This is a genomic window from Parabacteroides sp. An277, from assembly GCF_002159645.1.
GTDB lineage: Bacteria > Bacteroidota > Bacteroidia > Bacteroidales > Tannerellaceae > Parabacteroides.
In genome coordinates, this window is the sequence record NZ_NFJB01000007.1 from 100,846 (window position 1) to 119,704 (window position 18,859).

Below are 18,859 nucleotides of genomic sequence, written 5' to 3' on the forward strand. Positions count from 1 at the left end.
TATGAACGCAATCAAAAACATTACCATCGGACATACCGAACGGCTTTACAAGCCAGTCGGATACACCATGCTTGCCAACTTGGTCAATATCGTGCCGTTCTGCCTCTCTATTGAAGCGGTACGCATCATCTTCAGTGCTTTTGACGGGAGCGGACAGCCGCTTGACACCACCCGCCTGTGGTATATATTCGCTATTATGGTTGTTTATATGCTGGTCATGGCTTTGGCGGAACGGGCATCCTATCGCGCCAATTTCCGGGGAGCCTACGAAATGAGCGCATCGGGACGCCTGTCGTTGGCGGAACATCTGCGGAAACTTTCGCTGGGCTTCCTGTCCAGACGTGACCCCGGCGATTTGTCTTCCATGCTTATTATGGACTTCATGATGGCGGAAACCGGCATCTCGCACCACCTGCCCCAGCTGATGGGGGCCGTGGTCATGCCCGTACTGGCTTTTGCCTCGCTGGTCTGGATAGACTGGAGAATGGCGGTCAGCATGTTTGCCGCGCTTCCGCTTGCCATGCTTGTATTGTGGGCAAGCACTGGCGTACAAAGGAAACTGAGCGGCAAGCAGATTCAAGCCAAAATAGATGCCGGAAACCGGTTGGAAGAATACCTGCAAGGCATCCGGGCGATGAAAGCCTACAACCTGCTGGGCGACCGTTTCGTCCGGTTGCGTGATGCCTTTGCCCAGCTTCGCCGTGCCTGCATCCGCCAGGAAGCTTTGTTAGGTCCGTTCGTTTTGCTAAGTATCACAGTGGTTCGTGCCGGACTGACGATGATGGTTCTGTGCGGAACTTATCTTCTGCTAGGGGGCAAGCTTTCCATACTCGTATTCGTACTGTTCCTCGTGGTCGGCTCCCGTGTGTTCGATCCGCTGACTTCCGCCCTGACCAATTTCACCGAGTTCCGTTATTTCTCCATTGCCGGAGGACGCATCCTTTCACTGATGAACGAACCGGAAATGAAAGGGGAACGGCAATCTCCGGTGGCTGGCGACATCCGGTTCGAACACGTATCGTTCGCTTATCAGGACAAAGAAGTGTTACACGATATAAATGTGACATTGTCCAAGAACTCATTGACGGCTCTTGTCGGTCCTTCGGGAAGCGGGAAAAGTACAGTAATGAAGCTTTGCGCCCGCTTCTACGACCCACAGAAAGGGCGTATCTTCTTCAACGATGTTCCGATGGATGAAACAGATCCCGAAAGCCTGATGAGCCACATATCCATGGTATTTCAGGATGTTTACCTGTTTCAGGACACGATACGCAACAACATCCGTTTCGGCAAAACCGACGCGACGGAGGAGGAAATCATCGCCGCAGCCAAGAAAGCCTGTTGCCACGACTTCATCATGCGCTTGCCTCAAGGCTACGACACGATGGTAGGCGAAGGAGGCTGCACCCTGTCGGGCGGTGAGAAGCAGCGCATATCCATAGCCCGTGCCATTCTGAAAGACGCGCCAATCATTCTGCTGGATGAAGCGACCGCCTCCCTCGATCCCGAAAACGAAGTGGAAGTGCAGAAAGCCATCGACACGCTCATCAAAGGACGTACCGTGATAGCCATTGCCCACCGACTTAAAACCATTCAGAACGCCGACCGGATCATTGTTCTGGACAACGGGCAGATACAGGAAGAAGGTACGCACAATGAACTTATCCGAAAGAAAGGGCTGTATGCACACTTATGGAACATTCAGGAAAACATGGCTGGATGGAAATTGTAACATCATGAACTGCAAAGAGCCGGGCAGAAAGTTGGGAACACGGTATGAAAACTTTCTTACTCCGTTTTCTTTTCTTCGCATATCGACGATGTTTGTATAAATATCGTCGATATTTGTATATCTTTAGTCTGAAGATATACAAACATCGTCGATACGTAAAGAAAATATAGTTACCTATACAAGTTTTCATCGCATTCTTTTTTTCTTTTCATTCCTACCAAAATCTTATTTTTCTTTCACTTTTTTATGGTTATTCCAAATATCCTTTCTATATTTGCGGCATCCGGATAAGATTCAGCGGAGTCTTTCATCGGAAACATATTGAGTTAAAGCATTTACGATATTATTCTTGAGCGAGAAAAATCGGCAAAATTTTTACAAGATCAGAATAATAAACAAAGAATGCTTGCACTCATGCTATATTTTATTTCCCTGAAAGGAAGAAATATATCTTATAGCATAGAGTGCGGGCTATTGTTTCATTATTGATCTTGTAGGTGTTTGCCGATACCTTCTCCTCAGATAATAAACAACTCGCCCGCACTTTTTTTGTGCCCGTTTAGTTGTAGGTAAATGCACAAGCAAGCTATTTATTAAACAACTAAATTTATATGTATATGAAGAACAAAGTTTTTACATTAGTGTTCGCATTCCTGGCCATGGCCGGGAATGCGATTTGGGGGCAGAGTTATAGTGATCCAGAGGAGATTGAGATTACTGGAATTGAAGGCAATTCTTTCGGTACAGATGGAAAGAAAAGCGGAAATGGATGGGAAGCTACGCATGGGGATATAGAAAAAGAAGGAAATAAATTGGTTATTTCCGCGAATGGTTATTATGAAATTTCAGATAAAGCTACGACTGAACCGGACAATAGCAATGTCCAAATCATTGTAAAGGAAGATCTGGACAATGTTTTTATTACGGTAAAGAACGTAAAAACAAATGTCCAGCTGAATAATGATTTGGATGGGAAAAGTAGAAACGAGAAATATGGAAATCGTTGTGCCTTCGAAATAGGTTCAGGTACTACTGTTACCTTGAATTGGGAAGGCGAGAATAAGTTTTGGAGTAGTCCCGAACGTGCAGGTATTAATGTAAAGCCCGGAGCTACATTGATATTAGCGGGTCCAGATACCGGAGAAAATAGTTTGGAAGCCGGTTCGTTGTGTAATACAGGCACAGACAATACCAATGGCGCAGGCATTGGAGGAGATGAAATAGAACCAAATTTCGGAACAATCATTATAGAAAGTGGCCATGTTAAAGCACGTTGCGAATCAAAAGGAAATAAAGTAGACGCACAAGCAGCCGGTATTGGTGGTGGATATGACCCTGACGGAAAAGGAACATCAGGTACTATCATCATCAAAGGAGGTACTATTGAAGCAGCTTGCTGGTCGAATGACAAAGGGGAAGATTATAATGGAACAAATGGAAACGATTATGCCTGGGGTGCCGGCATTGGAGGCGGCATGGGTGGAACTGTTGATAACATCATTATATTAGGCGGAAATGTAAAAGCTTATTCTACAAAAGGCGATGACATTGGGACAGGTGCTAATTGTTATAATCATCCTAACATTATTATAGGCAATGCAGAAAAAGGTGGAAATACTCAAGTTAGTACTACAGATAATAACGAATTAACGGTTGATGAAACAAACTATTTCGATGGATTGTCTAAACCTGAAAAACCAGCAGAAGGTTACACAAACAAAGGTACCGTTACAATGCCCGAAGGAACACAACTTTATTATCCATATAAGATAAGCGATGAAGCTAAATTCTATGCCTATAATGTAAAGCTGGATGAAAATATGTTTTCTGAAGAGAGCCATTCTATTACAAGCAAAACAGAATATGGTAATCGAAGAAATTATTACTATGGCGCAAACATGAGCTTTACAGAAGGAGCTTTAAGTTGCAGCCAAGATCATTTGTTCTTGGGGTGGTATGATGCGGATGCTACTACCATCGTACCAATAAAAGAAGAAAAGGCTACGTTTATAATGCCTCCAACACCTCCAACTTCATTAACGCCTTATGAATATGACGCTGTCTGGGTAGATAATGAAATGGATATTACCGTAAGAACAGGTACCACATGGGCAGGAGAAACAGGTGACTATACACCGGAAATAGAGTATGTACCAACAGATCTCAATGTAAATAATTTGACTTTTAGCCTATCCACTTATGATGGTAGTACTACAACGCCAAGTGAATTTACAGACTTGAAATTTGAAGGGAACCAACTACAAGGCAAAGTTAATTTGCAAGACAATGATACATATAAAAAGATTGTTATTAAAGCCAAAGTCAAATTGGGAGATGATGGAGAAGAAAAGGAAACAACCATTAATGTGATTATTGTAGATGAATATATGATTAATTCGGCATCCGTAGATTTGAATAAAGATCATGTTTATAATGGTCAACTTCATAATGGTACAAGCGGAACAGAAATGGATGATTGGGTATTGGATGTAAAGATGACAAAAGACATTATGGACAATCCATTGCAAGAATCTGCAACATTAAGAGAAGGGAAACATTATCGCATATATCAATATACTTATAATAAGGGAACAAATCCCGAAACAGCACAAGATGATGATACAGAATCTTTGCCCATAAAAGATGCTGGTACATATAGCAATATCACTATTGAAGCCATTAATGATGCATTATTCGATTTTACTTTGGATCCAAAACAAACAGGTAAATATACACTGGCAGGAACAGACCAAGTAATTACAGTTAAACAGCGCGAAATGAATATTTTGCTTAAAGCAGAAGTAACCACTTTGGATGAATTAAACCAACTGGAAGAAAACGATGACGTGGAAAGTTTGGTGAATTTTGAAGAAATGAGAGGTATTCGCGGCTTAGTAAAAGGTGAAGTTCCAGAAGTAAATGGTACAATTTCTTCGGTGAAAAAGAAAGACGGTACAGATAATATTTATTTGGTAACGATTGAACGTTCTTCATTCAAGATTGGTGAAAGTACTACTTTCTTACCAAGCAATTATGAGATGAAAGTAGGATCAGAAAAGTTGACGAATGAAGGCCAAATGCCGACTACTGGTGATGAAGACTTAGTCATTGAAGTAGAAATAAAAGGTAATGATAACGACAACACCAACGACAACATCCACATCGACCGCCCCAAGAAGTATTACCATATTTATATAGATACCGTCTGCCCAGGTCTGCAACTGGAATTAAGCAAGGATTCGGTCATCGAAGGCGGACAAGTAAGCGTGTATCTGACGGTAGAAGAGAAGTGCGATACAACGGGCTTTACCTTCGAGTATAAACGCGGCCTCAAGAAATGGTGGCAGGATTTGAAACCGCTGGAGGGTGTCCAGCCAGGTGAGTATATCATCAAGCACATCTATTCCGACATCTATATCCAAGCCTTAGACGCGATACTGGAAATAGAAGAGGAACCGACCGGCATCGAAGACGTGGAAGGCGCGAAGGTGTATGCAAAAGAGGGAACTATTTATGTCTATACGCCGAACCACGAGCGGGTCATGATTGTTAGTATGAACGGTGCCATCGTGAAGAGCGCAGAGCAAGAAGGCATGCAATCCTACTCGCTGAACCGCGGCATTTACATCGTCCGCATAGGCGATAAGGTATTTAAGATAAAGAATTAAGGCCGATGCGAATCGCCCGATTCAATATGTTTTATTAGTGAATGGACGCCCCGGGCAATTAGTCCCGGGGCTTTTTGCATTTGCCGATAAAAAAGAACATCCAGAAAAAATATCTCAAAAAAATAGGCGAATTATTTGCACATTGTAAAATAATGCGTACATTTGCTGCCAGAATAACATAAAAAGAAAAATGAGAACAAACAATATACATACGTATTCCACCTCTAAGGTACAATATTATTATTGGTGGCGTCGCTTGCAACTCAAAAGGTCGTAAGAGACGAAGACGCGTGTATATAACTGGATAAAGAAACAGGATAAAGCGGTCTGTCGCACTTGCGACGGACCGCTTTTCTTTTTTATCCCAGACATGTAACAGCAAACTATAATTCATAATAAAAAATGGAAACATACCAAGTAAATGAAAACGGCTATTATGGGGAGTTTGGTGGGGCATATATCCCAGAAATCCTTTATCAATGCGTAGAAAACCTACGGGAAAACTACCTCGTAATCCTCGAAGACGAAGGTTTTCAATCGGAATATCAACGGCTACTTCGAGATTATGTAGGGCGTCCTTCCCCACTCTATTTGGCTCGTCGGCTCAGTGCACAATATGGATGCAAAATTTACCTCAAACGAGAAGACTTGAATCACACAGGAGCACATAAGATAAACAATGCCTTAGGGCAAGTCCTCCTCGCTCGAAGAATGGGAAAACAACGGATTATTGCCGAAACAGGTGCCGGGCAACATGGTGTAGCTACAGCCACAGCATGTGCATTGCTGAATATGGAATGCGTAGTCTATATGGGTAAAACAGACGTCGAACGCCAGCGAGCCAATGTCGAAAAGATGCGGATGCTGGGTGCGAAGGTCGTCCCAGTCACGTCGGGTAATATGACGCTCAAGGATGCAACCAACGAAGCCATCCGCGATTGGTGTTGCCATCCGGTGGATACCTATTACGTTATTGGTTCTACTATGGGGCCACATCCTTATCCCGATATGGTAGCCAGACTACAATCGGTCATTAGCAAAGAGATAAAAGAACAACTCTTGGCACATGAAGGGAGAGATTACCCTGATTACCTAATCGCCTGTGTAGGTGGAGGGAGCAACTCAGCCGGGACCATTTACCATTACGTAGACGACCTCCGAGTACAGATAGTCCTTGCCGAAGCTGGTGGGCTGGGTATCACTTCAGGAAAGAGCGCAGCGACTATCCAGTTAGGCAAGAAGGGTATTATTCACGGAGCACGTACCTTGGTGATACAAAATGAAGACGGACAAATAGAGGAACCTTATTCTATCTCTGCAGGCTTAGATTATCCGGGTGTAGGACCTATGCATGCGAATATGGCTGCTCGACATCGGGCACACATCTTGGCCATCAACGATGACGAGGCACTTCAAGCTGCTTTCCTGTTGACGCGCCTCGAAGGTATTATTCCCGCATTAGAAAGTGCCCATGCATTGGGAGCACTTCCGAAACTTCACTTTAATCCGCAGGATGTGGTTGTCTTGACCGTCTCTGGACGAGGCGATAAAGACATGGACACCTACCTGAAATTCATGTACGAATATCAACCTCAATAATACATTTGCTATGAATACTTATACGTATCAAACTGCAACTCGACGGGTATTGGGCGACCTTCAAACACCCGTCGGCATTTACCTCAAGGTAAGGGATATCTATCCGGAATCAGCCCTTTTGGAGAGTTCCGACTTCCATGGGCATGAGAACAGCCTCTCCTTTATTGCCCTCTGTCCAATAGCGTCAGTGGGTATCAATCGAGGAGAATGCCAAATGCGCTTTCCCGACGGACAAGAGGAACATATACCACTGAATACGACTTTCCGAGTCGAACATGCGTTGGATAATTTCCTATCCCGCTTCCACGTGGAGGGTAAACTGAGCGAGCGGTGCGGACTCTTCGGCTACACAGCGTTCGACGCAGTCCGGTATTTCGAGCCTATCCCTGTCCCGGAATCACACCACGAAGAGAACGACGCGCCCGACCTATTATATATAATGTATAAATACCTCATCATCTTCGATCATTTTCGTAACGAACTGACCCTTGTCGAACTGTTGGCACCGGGCGAATCCGAATCACTACATGAAATAGAGACAGCCATCAACAACCGCAATTATGCCTCTTACAACTTCCAGCGCGAAGGCGAAGAATACTCTCCCCTCTCGGACGATGAACACCGCGCACATATCCGTGCCGGCATCCGCCATTGCCTTCGGGGCGATGTATTCCAAATTGTCCTCAGCCGCCGTTTTGAACAAGCATTTACCGGAGATGACTTCAAGGTGTACCGCGCCTTACGAAGTATCAATCCCTCGCCTTACCTCTTCTATTTCGACTTCGGGGGCTTCCGTATCTTTGGTTCCTCGCCAGAAACGCATTGCAAAGTCGTCGGACGGCATGCGACAATCGACCCCATCGCAGGTACTGCCTTCCGCACGGGCGATGTAGAAGAAGATAAACGCCGAACCGAAGCACTCCGTCAAGACCCGAAGGAAAATGCCGAGCACGTCATGTTAGTCGATTTGGCGCGGAACGACCTCTCCCGGAATGCCATCCATGTACAAGTGGACTTCTACAAGGAAGTACAATATTATAGTCATGTTATCCACTTGGTATCGCGGGTATCAGGAGACCTTTTGCCTGAAGCTTCCCCCATCAAGGCTTTCATCGACACCTTCCCGGCAGGGACACTCAGTGGTGCCCCTAAAGTAAGAGCCATGCAACTTATTACGGAGATTGAAGGCATGAACCGGGGTGCGTATGGTGGTTGCATTGGGTTCATTGGGTTGAATGGCGACCTCAACCAAGCTATCACCATCCGTACTTTTGTCAGCCGGGGCAATGTACTCTATTACCAAGCAGGAGGCGGCATCGTGGCGAAAAGCGATGTCGAGCGTGAACTGCAAGAAGTGAACAACAAGCTGGGAGCGCTCAAACGAGCTATCCTTTTAGCTGAATCATTGAAGAACTAACTTAAATACATACAACAATGCGAATACTCCTATTTGATAATTACGATTCCTTTACCTACAATATCCTTCACCTGCTGCGCGAGTTGGGCGCAGACGCGGAGGTCCACCGGAACGACCAAATCACCCTCGACGAGGTGGCCCGCTACGATAAGATTATTCTTTCACCCGGACCCGGCATTCCGGAAGAGGCAGGCATCCTCTTACCGTTAATCCAAACCTATGCGCCTTCGAAACCTATCTTAGGGATTTGCTTGGGCGAACAGGCCATCGGGCAAGCATTCGGGGCAGCGTTGCAGAACCTCTCATCCGTCTTCCATGGCGTGCAATCTACAGTTCGTGTAACTGCAGACAATCCTCTGTTGGGACAAGTGGGACAATCGTACCGCGTCGGGAGATACCATTCGTGGGTGGTTTCCGACGAACACTTCCCCTCTTGTCTCGAAGTCTTGGCTCGGGACGAGGAAGACCAACTCATCATGGCACTCCGCCATCGTACCTATCCTGCATACGGCATCCAGTTCCATCCTGAATCCGTCTTGACGCCCAAGGGGAAAGAGATGATTCAACATTGGTTAGAAATGAAATAAGCATTCAAACAAACAAGATATGAAAGATATATTGTACAGGCTCTTCGAGCACCAGTATCTCGGACGGGAAGAGGCGCGGCGCATCCTCCAGTCTATCACGGCAGGCCAATATACCGAAGCGCAGGTAGCCAGCCTCATCACCGTATTCCTCATGCGCAATATCAGTCCGGAAGAGTTGGCCGGTTTTCGCGACGCCCTGCTCGACATGCGTCTTCCTGTAGATCTCTCCGAGTATACACCGCTCGACATTGTCGGAACAGGAGGAGATGGGAAGAATACCTTCAACATCAGCACGGCGGCTTGCTTGATTGTCGCAGGCGCTGGTTATCCGGTTGTCAAGCACGGGAACTACGGCGCCACGTCGGTCAGCGGCGCCAGCAACGTGATGGAACAACACGGACTCCATTTCACGACAGACGTGAACCTCCATCGCCGTTCGCTCGAGGCATGCCGCTTTGCCTATCTCCACGCGCCCCTCTTCAACCCCGCGCTCAAAGCCGTGGCGGGGGTACGGAAAAACCTCGGCGTCCGTACCTTCTTTAACATGCTGGGTCCGTTAGTAAACCCAGTGCTTCCAGCCTACCAATTGCTGGGAGTGTATAATCTTCCGCTCATGCGCCTTTACAACTACACGTACCAAGACAGCTCCACGCGCTACGCGATTGTGCATAGCCTGGACGGATACGACGAGATATCGCTCACCGGCGAGTTCAAGGTCGTCATGAAAAACCGGGAGAAACTTTACACACCGGAGATGATTGGGCTGGCTCGTTGCACGGAATCGGAATTGGAAGGAGGGCAAACTCCGGAAGAGGCCTCGCGCCTGTTCGACCGGGTACTCCGCTGCGAAGCAACCGAAGCGCAGTTGAATTGTGTCCTGGCCAATGCCGCGTTTGCCATCCGGGTCGTTTGCCCGGAAAAGAGCGTGGCGGAATGTCTGGAAGAGGCACGAAATTCTCTCTTCAGCGGACGGGCGCGCGACGTATTACATAAAAGCATAAGTATTTACAATAAATAAATTCAAAAACAAACGAAAGGAAGCCGCCGGGAACCGCTCCGCTTTTGGGAAAGGCGTTTTTACCGATAGAGGGAAGATGCTTCCCCTATGTTAGGGCGGAGGTCGCCCTAAGTAAGGAGAGGATATCGCCCTAAGTAAAGGGTGGGTGTCGCCCTGGGACGGTGGCTTTCGCATCATTAAAACAACGATTGGGATATGAAAGACATATTAGAATGGATACGAGACGAGAAACAAGCGGAAGTCTTGCAGCGGAAAATGGAATTGCCCGTAGAAGCGATGCACCATGCGTTGGCCAAGAAACCGAGGCGGGACGTGCGTTCGCTCAGCGGCGCGTTGAGGGCATCCCGCACGGGTATCATTGCCGAGTTCAAACGAAAGAGCCCCTCAAAAGGATGGATTGCCCCAGACGCGCTGGTCAGCGACATCGTACCCAAGTACGAACAGAACGGCGCCTCGGCCTGCTCTGTTTTGGGAGACAAGCATTTCTTTGGAGGTTCGATGGAAGACGTGCGGCGGGCCAGGCAGACCACCTCGCGCGTACCTATATTATATAAAGAGTTCATCGTAGACGAATATCAAGTATACGAAGCCCGGATGATTGGAGCAGATGCCATCTTGCTTATCGCCGCACTCCTATCAAAAGAGGATTGTCGGACGTGGGCGAAACTGGCCAACAGCCTGGGATTGGAAGTATTGCTCGAAATACACAACCTTGAAGAGCTGGATTGCCTCCACGAGCATGTGCAGGTGTTGGGCGTCAACAACCGCAACCTTCGTACTTTCGAAACGGGACTTTCCGAAGCGGAAAAGCGGGCAAAAGTCATCCAGAATAGATTGGCCGGAATGGAACGCCCACCCGTCCTCATCTCTGAAAGCGGACTCAAAGATGCGCAAACCATTCGCCAGTTACGGCAAATGGGCTACGAAGGTTTTCTAATTGGAGAATACTTCATGCGGCAAGTCTCTCCGGCCGACGAACTTCGCGAACTCATTCATACCTTGGAAAATGGAGAAGCTCGTTAAGGTATGCGGTATGTGTGAGGCGGAAAATATCCAGGAGGTGGCTTCGTGCGGTATCGACTGGATGGGTTTTATTTTCTATGATAAGTCACCGCGGCGATTCCGGGGAGAAACCATTGCTTTGCCGAAAACCATCCAGCGGGTCGGCGTATTCGTGAATGCGTCTTTAGACGACATCCGCTCTACAGCCCGTCGTTTCGCGCTCGACCTGCTCCAGCTACATGGGGAGGAAAGCCCGGAGATGTGCGCTTTCCTACGAGCAGAAGGCTACCGGGTCATCAAAGCGATATCCGTCGCCAACGAAGCCGATATGGAACAGACGGCACGATATGAAGCCGTTGCAGACTATTTCCTGTTCGACACCCGCTGTCCGGGCTACGGAGGCTCAGGGCTATCCTTCGACTGGTCTATTCTCAAGACTTACCACGGTTCAATCCCCTTCTTCCTCAGCGGAGGATTGAAGATGGATAGCCTCCAAACTCTTCAGACGTTACACCACCCGCAATGGATAGGTATCGACCTCAACAGCGGTTTCGAAACCCGTCCCGGACACAAGGATACACTCTTATTACAACACTTTATTAATTCATTAAAAAACTAAAAACAATGAACCGTATCACCACATTATTCGAAACAAAACAACAGAATCTCTTATCTATTTATTATCCGGCAGGTTATCCGAAACTCGACGATACACTGCCCATCTTGCATACGCTGCAAACGAAGGGTATCGACCTGGTGGAAATCGGCATTCCCTTCTCCGACCCTATGGCGGACGGACCCGTAATCCAAGAAGCGTCTACTCAAGCCTTGCGCAACGGCATCACGCTGAAACGCCTCTTCGAACAAATCCGTCCGATGCGGGCGGAAGGTATCACAATGCCAGTACTTCTTATGGGTTATCTTAATCCCATCATGCAATATGGCTTCGAACATTTCTGCCAGTCGTGTGTAGAGACAGGCGTAGATGGCGTTATCATCCCCGACCTTCCCTTCGCCGACTACCTGGCCGACTACAAACCGCTGGCCGACCAATACGGATTGAAAATGGTCATGCTCATCACACCCGAAACATCCGAAGCCCGCATCCGCCAGATAGACCAGCATACCTCTGGCTTTATCTATATGGTATCAAGTGCAGCCACGACAGGCGTCCAGCAAAGTTTTGACCAGCAGAAACAAGCCTACTTCCAGAAGATAAATGACCTGCATCTTACGAATCCTCGTCTTGTAGGCTTCGGCATCAGCAATAAAGCCACTTACGAAGCAGCGACACGTCACGCGTCGGGTGGCATTATCGGAAGCCGATTTGTTCAATTATTAAAGAGCGAACCGGATGCTGAACAAGCAATCGATAAACTTCTAGTGACGATACGCTAAATATCTGGAATATTTTCCGTACCTTTGCCTCACTTCATTAATCATAATTATTAATAATTGCATGCACGAAAGACTTATTATCCTTGATTTCGGTTCGCAGACCACTCAGCTCATCGGACGCCGCGTCCGCGAGTTGAATATGTACTGCGAAATCGTGCCCTACAACAAATTTCCGCACGAGGCTACCGACGTAAAAGGCGTAATCCTGTCAGGAAGTCCCTATTCCGTCTACGACGAGAATGCCTTCAAGGCAGATTTGAGCCAAATACGCGGTAAGTACCCCGTATTAGGTATCTGTTATGGAGCACAATTCATCGCTTATACGTCGGGCGGCAAAGTAGAACCAGCCAACTCACGCGAATATGGACGTGCCAATCTGACTACTATCGAAGCAAACGATCCGCTTTTCAATGGTATTCAGCCAGGTTCTCAGATTTGGATGTCGCATGGTGATACCATTACGCAATTGCCCGATAATTTCCATATCATTGCCAGCACAGATGATGTGAAAAATGCAGCCTATCGCGTGGAGGGAGAACAAACATGGGGGGTACAGTTCCACCCGGAAGTATTCCACACGGTAGATGGTACCAAACTACTCGACAATTTCTTGCATATTTGCGGATGTGCCAAAGACTGGACGCCTGCTTCGTTTATCGAATCGACCGTAGCTGAATTGAAAGATAAACTGGGCGACGACAAAGTCATTCTGGCTCTCTCGGGTGGCGTGGATTCGTCGGTGACGGCCGTATTGCTCAACAAAGCTATTGGCAAGAACCTGACATGTATCTTCGTAGACCATGGGCTCTTGCGCAAAAATGAGTTTGAAAACGTTTTAAGGGACTACGAACACTTAGGATTGAACGTAATTGGCGTCAATGCAAAAGCAAAATTCTATAGCGAATTAGCTGGCGTAACGGACCCGGAGAAGAAACGCAAAATCATTGGCAAAGGATTCATTGATGTATTCGACGAAGAGGCTCACAAACTGAAAGACATCAAATGGTTGGGGCAAGGTACTATTTATCCGGATGTAATCGAGTCGCTTTCTATCACGGGAACAACCATCAAGAGTCACCACAACGTAGGCGGACTTCCTAAAGAGATGAACCTGAAGTTGGTCGAACCTCTTCGCTTGTTATTTAAAGACGAAGTACGTCGCGTGGGTCTCGAATTGGGTATGCAGGAACATCTTATCAAGCGGCATCCATTTCCCGGTCCCGGACTCGGCATCCGTATTTTGGGCGATATCACCGAAGAAAAGGTACGCATCCTCCAAGATGCCGATGATATTTACATGTCGTTGATGCGCGAATGGGGCTTGTACGATAAAATTTGGCAAGCGGGTGCCATTCTGCTCCCTATTCGTTCAGTGGGCGTGATGGGCGACGAACGTACGTATGAAAATACGGTAGCTCTCCGTGCTGTGACCTCTTCCGATGCGATGACAGCAGATTGGGCACACCTCCCCTATGAGTTTTTGGCTAAAGTATCCAACGAAATCATCAATAAGGTGAAAGGCGTGAATCGCGTAGTGTACGATATCAGTTCAAAACCGCCTGCAACCATTGAATGGGAATAAAAAAACTCTGCTATTTTAATTCTATTTTAGAATGGAGGCTGTCTCAAAATTTATTTGGGATGGCCTTTTTTATAATGTCTTGACTCGGACGTTCATGTGCGTCGAAATTCCGGCAGGAAAGTGCAAATATTCCGGGAAGAATTTCGTATTCATCTCCATTGAAAGTATGAATTGGATAGTGAAACCGTCCAATTATGCGTAACCGACTGTATGATGTGAAACGGCATTTGCAGTCTATATACACTCTATATAATGTATTCTATTTATATAAAAATTTCCGACATTCCCATTCTCTATTTATTCGGAAACTTTTGTTTCTGGTGTGAAAAAAAAATTTTTTTAGCTGGAAACTTTTGTAATCGCCTTGCCGGAACTTCTGAGAAGGCGGAAACTTTTGTAACCACCTTGCTGGAACTTCCGGGAGGGCGGAAACTTTTGTAATCACCTTGCCGGAACTTCCGGAAGGACGGAAACTTTTGTAATCGCCTGGCCAAAAGTTTTAATGACTTGGAAATTTTTTCTTGAAAATTTTTATTGAATATTTTGTCAGGTAGAAAATAATAGCTATATTTGTACATTATTAAACTAATCAACTAATTACCATTTAAAAATAACTTTCTTATGGACCAAATCAACATTTCATTTCCATTGTATCGGTTGCGTCATGGGGAACATTACCAATTGGGGCGCGACGTGCTGAAAAAAGTAACGCCAGAGTTGGCCCAAAAGTATGGTTTTCAGTCGGTATATACTCCCTATGCGAATGGTTGCGATGTGGAGGATGCCTGCTATTCAAAAAGCCAAGGTTTCCTGAGTACGCCTGAAATAAAGGCATTAGACCAGGAACGTGGCGAAGTATTTATTTTTATTTCCATGAGCATTGCGGCTGCAGCCCATTCGCCTGTAAAAGAGACAAAAGAAGCAGCTATTCGGTTAGATTATCTGCTTAAACCGCATAAATATGCCTATGATATGAATTATGTGGAAGAGACGGGATCGATTGCCAATTTCGTGAGCAAATTAAAAGCGGAAGAGAATGCAGCCGACGTAGCCAAAATAGGGCTAACAGATGCTGTGGCACTTCTGGAAGAAAAGAATGAGGCATTTAATGTGCTATATAGTAGCCGTTCCATTGATGCGTTGGGCCGTTTGACTTCTGAGACGATGAAGAGCATCCGTCCCAAGGTGGACGAGGCATTTAAAGCCTTGGTATCGGCCATTAATGCGATTTATCAGGTAAATGAACTCGTCACCAAATCGCCTGAAACCAAAGAAGAGCTGGGCGAGGTGATTACACAAATCAATGCTCATCTCCTTCAGTTACAAAAGATTTTAATTCGAGATGGCGTTATCTCTGGAAAAACGGATAATGAAGGAACAAATACGCCGGATACTCCAGATGAACCTGTCACACCCGAAATCACAGCCGTCTACCAAAAGGAAGAGGGCGACCCGGAAAATCCGCATCGCATTGAGCGAGGCAAACAAACTGCCGTAGAATATCAAGGATTTACGCTGAAAGGACAAGACGGTACGTTAGAACATGTCATCGGGCTCGTCAATGATCAAGATTATATCGAATGGATTAAGGCCGCGACTATCAGTAATGTTACAGAAACCAGCTGTGAATTTACGATGGTTCCAGATTTGACAGAAGGACAATATAAAGTTCGCATCGAAACCTACGACGGCGGCAGTCCGTTGGTAATAGAATATCCAGAGCCGATTACGTTGTGGTAATGGACAATGGACAATTGATAATGGAAAATTAATATAGATTAGACAGATGACCGCAGATTCCGTTTAAAATACAACGACGAGGAACGTGAGCTGCAGGCAGGCGACCTGATGATTGTACGCAAGGGCAAGTTGGTGGAACGCATTCGCTCGGCAGATGATTTTCGGGTAAAGGTAATTATGTGATAGGTATTAACATTAAATAGGATATATATATGGAACAACAATTTTTTCAAAGTTGCGGCATGCCCCTGAACAATGAGAACAGAGGGACCCATGCTGATGGAAGCCGCAGCGAGGATTATTGCATGTATTGTTACAAGAACGGCGTGTTTACCCAGGATTTCACGATGGGACAAATGATTGAGTTCTGCCTGCAATTCTTAGACTAATGGAATGCACAGGCTGGATGTAACCTAACTCCCATACAGGCCAAAGAACAAATGCTCCAATACTTCCCGCGCCTGAAACGGTGGAAAGAAAAAGACGAACGGACACTGACGGAAAAAGCAACCCATTTGCTTGCCCAATGCGAGAACGTGACGGTCGCTTCCGTTGATGCCAACGGTTATCCTCGGCCTGTGCAGATGTCCAAGATTGGAGCAAAGGGTTTTCATGAGGTATGGATGGCGACAAGTGCCGACTCTGTAAAGGTCAATGATTTTAAGGCAAACAACAAGGCAGGTCTTTGTTATGACCATTACGGAGACGGGGTTGCCCTACGCGGAACGGTAGAGGTTATCACGGACGATGCCATCCGCAAGGAAATGTGGCAAGACTGGTTTGCTTATCATTTCCCCGGCGGACCGAGTGACCCGAATTATGTGCTTCTTCACTTCATTGGTAAGGAAGCCACTTTCTGGATTAACGGCGAATTTTCTCACTCTAACATCTGATATTTATGGAACTATCAGATTGGTTCAAAGGATTTGAGAAAGGCATAGTCTGCCTCTCGCCGGAGCAGCGGAGTGCCTTCTTCTCGGAATGTGGCAAGAACTGTGTGGATGGCGGCACACTATCCATTTATAGGAAACTCTATGAGGATGCTGGAGGGGACATGGATGTTTTCTTTCAGCTGGCGAATGGATTGTCGGGAGTAAAAGGCGAGGTCGTAGAGAAAGGCAAAGTCTATTACCTTACCTTCTTGGAATGTACTTGCCATTTGTGTAAGAAAGGCTATGTCACAACGCCTTTACTCTGTGAATGTTCCCGTCAGAGTGTCCTCTATTCTTTGCAAAGCCTTTGGAAAGGGCGGAATTTTCAGGTGAAACTCTGCCATTCCATTTTGCAAGGCGAACCGAATTGCAAGATGAGGATTAAAGTAGTTACGGGCTGACCGATGCCGTCCGCTTCAGGGAAGAAAACCAATAAAAGCTAAGTTCGGAACTCATCCTACATCAGTTCCGGACTCATGGTACATCAGTTCCGGACTGAGGTAGCCTCTGTTCCGGACTAAGGTATGTTAACATTTGCCCTCATTATCTCCGATAACGCCAATCCGTCCCGATAAGTGCTGTCCGAGGTTCGGATAGCACTAATCCTGCAGGATAAGTACTGTCCCCGCCGGAAATAGTACTTCTCCGGCAGGATTCGGGCTGTCGACTGAATCGACAGTGCATTTCCTGACGGATTGATACTGTCGACTGGGTAGACGGCGATTATCGGGACGGATTGGGATTACCGATTGCCGAAGAAGGTGATTTTAAGAAAATACAACTTCCGAATCACCCTACACGGATTCCCCACCGCCACGCAGTTGGCCGGAATGGATTTCTATATCATTTGCACATGTCAAGCCCTCACAGCCTTGCCCCCCAAACCATCTTCTCCACTTAATTATCAATCATTTTCATCTGAAACGGGACGCACATTACCCGTAGCCGATGCAGTGGCTGCCTGTCTCAGCTTAGGATACGAAGGTCATAAGCTATCAGGTTTACTCCACATTTTTTCCTCTTCCCAATCCACAGGAAATCCCATGACAGGAAAAGAAATCACTTGCCCATACTTATCCAACAAACACAACAAATCTTCGGTGAAATTATACTCAGAGTCAACTATTTGTAAAAAGTAATTCAACAAACAAAGACGGTAATAAAGCTTGTCCGTCCGTGCTTTCTCTACCTCCTTTAACCATGTATACCCTTGGGAATAATGTAGGATATGCTTGGGTGGCTTGAAATTCTTATTCCAAATGACTCCCGGGTGTGCGCAATCATCACGCAAACGGACCAAAACATAAAAACAGGAAGTGAAAATAGAAACGGAAGAGATACCTAATCCCTTCGCAATAAGTTCCTTTTCCCTACAAGGTCTCAAACATGAATATATACGATACAACAGGCCAAAACTCAACATTTCTATGATTTCACGAAATGTATGCCTATCTCCTTGCTTAAAATACTTCCGTACAAAACTATGGATCTCTTTATATGCGGACTTTTCCACAACCTGTCCATCACGCAAGACGTTCTTGGTCGATTCTTGGAATAATGAATCCAAATAATGCCAATACCCTCCATGAACTTGCTCCATACTATACGTAATTTGTTCGCGAAAAGCCACTTCAATTTTAGCGATAGCGGCACTGATCAACGCCTGAAGATTTGCATTAAATTCATACAATCGGCAAACATCTTCCCAATCGAGAAATTCAAAGTATTTCCCCTCCGCATTTTCATGCCAGAAATACTTTAAATATGGAATAAAGGACGTTATTCCCTTGCGTTTTAACTGGTCATTCATTTTTTATGATTAAAAATCAGCATTCCTGCCTCTTCCAATATGTACATCTGTTCTATATAAGAACAGAACTCTTTGTTAAATTGGGCAAACCAATCTTCTGCCTTTAAAAGATATTTTGTATTCATTAATCCTATGTTTTTAATTAAATGCACGCAATATCGGAATAAAATTTGAATTCAACAAATATTTTAAAGAAAAATCAAGACATTTTTCCACAATACCTTGAGAATCTTGCATATCGACATATCGGCAAACCCCATTCATTGGCTCAGTAGAAATTTAATGGGGATAAATTTGTTAGTTTGAAGAACAAACCTTTATTTTGCAGTATGGAAAACGATTATTTGAACATACTTGCCGGTATTGTACTCCCA

14 protein-coding genes and 1 pseudogene are annotated in these 18,859 nt (G+C 45.8%); 13 read left to right on the top strand and 2 right to left on the bottom strand.

Annotated elements, in window-relative coordinates; all coding sequences use genetic code 11:
* The first annotated feature begins 1 nt into the window (after nucleotide 1).
* From B5F77_RS04445 to B5F77_RS04510, 13 genes and pseudogenes are all read left to right on the top strand, one after another.
* Nucleotides 2-1,732 carry an ABC transporter ATP-binding protein gene (locus tag B5F77_RS04445; RefSeq protein WP_087328227.1) on the top strand — a complete coding sequence of 577 codons (1,731 nt, stop codon included), beginning with the start codon at nucleotides 2-4 and terminating at the stop codon, nucleotides 1,730-1,732.
* A 617-nt stretch (nucleotides 1,733-2,349) separates the two neighbouring features.
* On the top strand, nucleotides 2,350-5,400 hold the full coding sequence (locus B5F77_RS04450) for a hypothetical protein (protein ID WP_140392811.1): 3,051 nt from the start codon (nucleotides 2,350-2,352) through the stop codon (nucleotides 5,398-5,400).
* Between the two features lie 402 nt (nucleotides 5,401-5,802).
* The gene (trpB, locus tag B5F77_RS04455; RefSeq protein ID WP_087328234.1) at nucleotides 5,803-6,999 is read left to right on the top strand and encodes a tryptophan synthase subunit beta; all 1,197 of its coding nucleotides are present in this window, start codon (nucleotides 5,803-5,805) and stop codon (nucleotides 6,997-6,999) included.
* 10 nt (nucleotides 7,000-7,009) lie between these two features.
* On the top strand, nucleotides 7,010-8,416 hold the full coding sequence (locus B5F77_RS04460; protein ID WP_087328237.1) for a chorismate-binding protein: 1,407 nt from the start codon (nucleotides 7,010-7,012) through the stop codon (nucleotides 8,414-8,416).
* Nucleotides 8,417-8,433: 17 nt separating this feature from the next.
* Complete coding sequence (locus B5F77_RS04465; RefSeq protein WP_087328240.1) at nucleotides 8,434-9,003, top strand: aminodeoxychorismate/anthranilate synthase component II; 570 nt, start codon at nucleotides 8,434-8,436, stop codon at nucleotides 9,001-9,003.
* 19 nt (nucleotides 9,004-9,022) lie between these two features.
* Entirely contained in the window at nucleotides 9,023-10,021 is a 999-nt protein-coding gene (gene trpD, locus B5F77_RS04470; RefSeq protein WP_087328243.1) for an anthranilate phosphoribosyltransferase, read from the top strand.
* 195 nt (nucleotides 10,022-10,216) lie between these two features.
* Nucleotides 10,217-11,044 carry an indole-3-glycerol phosphate synthase TrpC gene (gene trpC / locus B5F77_RS04475; protein ID WP_087328246.1) on the top strand — a complete coding sequence of 276 codons (828 nt, stop codon included), beginning with the start codon at nucleotides 10,217-10,219 and terminating at the stop codon, nucleotides 11,042-11,044.
* The gene (locus B5F77_RS04480; RefSeq protein ID WP_239445726.1) at nucleotides 11,028-11,642 is read left to right on the top strand and encodes a phosphoribosylanthranilate isomerase; all 615 of its coding nucleotides are present in this window, start codon (nucleotides 11,028-11,030) and stop codon (nucleotides 11,640-11,642) included. The genes trpC and B5F77_RS04480 overlap by 17 nt, the downstream gene beginning before the upstream one ends.
* A 5-nt stretch (nucleotides 11,643-11,647) precedes the next feature.
* The gene (gene trpA, locus B5F77_RS04485) at nucleotides 11,648-12,421 is read left to right on the top strand and encodes a tryptophan synthase subunit alpha (RefSeq protein ID WP_087328249.1); all 774 of its coding nucleotides are present in this window, start codon (nucleotides 11,648-11,650) and stop codon (nucleotides 12,419-12,421) included.
* A gap of 61 nt (nucleotides 12,422-12,482) precedes the next feature.
* Nucleotides 12,483-14,003, top strand: a complete 1,521-nt coding sequence (gene guaA, locus B5F77_RS04490; RefSeq protein WP_087328253.1) for a glutamine-hydrolyzing GMP synthase — start codon at nucleotides 12,483-12,485, stop codon at nucleotides 14,001-14,003.
* A gap of 621 nt (nucleotides 14,004-14,624) precedes the next feature.
* Nucleotides 14,625-15,743, top strand: a complete 1,119-nt coding sequence (locus B5F77_RS04500; RefSeq protein WP_087328260.1) for a DUF6261 family protein — start codon at nucleotides 14,625-14,627, stop codon at nucleotides 15,741-15,743.
* A gap of 212 nt (nucleotides 15,744-15,955) precedes the next feature.
* Nucleotides 15,956-16,636, top strand: a pseudogene (locus B5F77_RS04505) (zinc ribbon domain-containing protein).
* Nucleotides 16,637-16,641: 5 nt separating this feature from the next.
* Entirely contained in the window at nucleotides 16,642-17,076 is a 435-nt protein-coding gene (locus tag B5F77_RS04510; RefSeq protein ID WP_087328264.1) for a hypothetical protein, read from the top strand.
* 584 nt (nucleotides 17,077-17,660) lie between these two features.
* Here the strand turns inward: B5F77_RS04510 and B5F77_RS04515 are convergent.
* Nucleotides 17,661-18,485, bottom strand: a complete 825-nt coding sequence (locus B5F77_RS04515) for an Abi family protein (RefSeq protein ID WP_087328267.1) — start codon at nucleotides 18,483-18,485, stop codon at nucleotides 17,661-17,663.
* Nucleotides 18,482-18,610, bottom strand: a complete 129-nt coding sequence (locus B5F77_RS16090) for a hypothetical protein (protein ID WP_255377027.1) — start codon at nucleotides 18,608-18,610, stop codon at nucleotides 18,482-18,484. Before B5F77_RS16090 ends, B5F77_RS04515 begins: the two co-directional genes overlap by 4 nt.
* Nucleotides 18,611-18,859: the final 249 nt, after the last annotated feature.

Excerpts from the sequence above, each read along its gene's own strand:
- B5F77_RS04510 (WP_087328264.1), top strand. The coding sequence starts at position 16,642 with ATGGAACTATCAGATTGGTTCAAAGGATTTGAGAAAGGCATAGTCTGC.
- trpB (WP_087328234.1), top strand. The coding sequence starts at position 5,803 with ATGGAAACATACCAAGTAAATGAAAACGGCTATTATGGGGAGTTTGGT.
- trpA (WP_087328249.1), top strand. The coding sequence starts at position 11,648 with ATGAACCGTATCACCACATTATTCGAAACAAAACAACAGAATCTCTTA.
- guaA (WP_087328253.1), top strand. The coding sequence starts at position 12,483 with ATGCACGAAAGACTTATTATCCTTGATTTCGGTTCGCAGACCACTCAG.
- B5F77_RS04450 (WP_140392811.1), top strand. The coding sequence starts at position 2,350 with ATGAAGAACAAAGTTTTTACATTAGTGTTCGCATTCCTGGCCATGGCC.
- B5F77_RS04465 (WP_087328240.1), top strand. The coding sequence starts at position 8,434 with ATGCGAATACTCCTATTTGATAATTACGATTCCTTTACCTACAATATC.
- B5F77_RS16090 (WP_255377027.1), bottom strand. The coding sequence starts at position 18,610 with ATGAATACAAAATATCTTTTAAAGGCAGAAGATTGGTTTGCCCAATTT.
- B5F77_RS04500 (WP_087328260.1), top strand. The coding sequence starts at position 14,625 with ATGGACCAAATCAACATTTCATTTCCATTGTATCGGTTGCGTCATGGG.
- trpC (WP_087328246.1), top strand. The coding sequence starts at position 10,217 with ATGAAAGACATATTAGAATGGATACGAGACGAGAAACAAGCGGAAGTC.
- B5F77_RS04515 (WP_087328267.1), bottom strand. The coding sequence starts at position 18,485 with ATGAATGACCAGTTAAAACGCAAGGGAATAACGTCCTTTATTCCATAT.
- B5F77_RS04460 (WP_087328237.1), top strand. The coding sequence starts at position 7,010 with ATGAATACTTATACGTATCAAACTGCAACTCGACGGGTATTGGGCGAC.
- trpD (WP_087328243.1), top strand. The coding sequence starts at position 9,023 with ATGAAAGATATATTGTACAGGCTCTTCGAGCACCAGTATCTCGGACGG.
- B5F77_RS04480 (WP_239445726.1), top strand. The coding sequence starts at position 11,028 with ATGGAGAAGCTCGTTAAGGTATGCGGTATGTGTGAGGCGGAAAATATC.
- B5F77_RS04445 (WP_087328227.1), top strand. The coding sequence starts at position 2 with ATGAACGCAATCAAAAACATTACCATCGGACATACCGAACGGCTTTAC.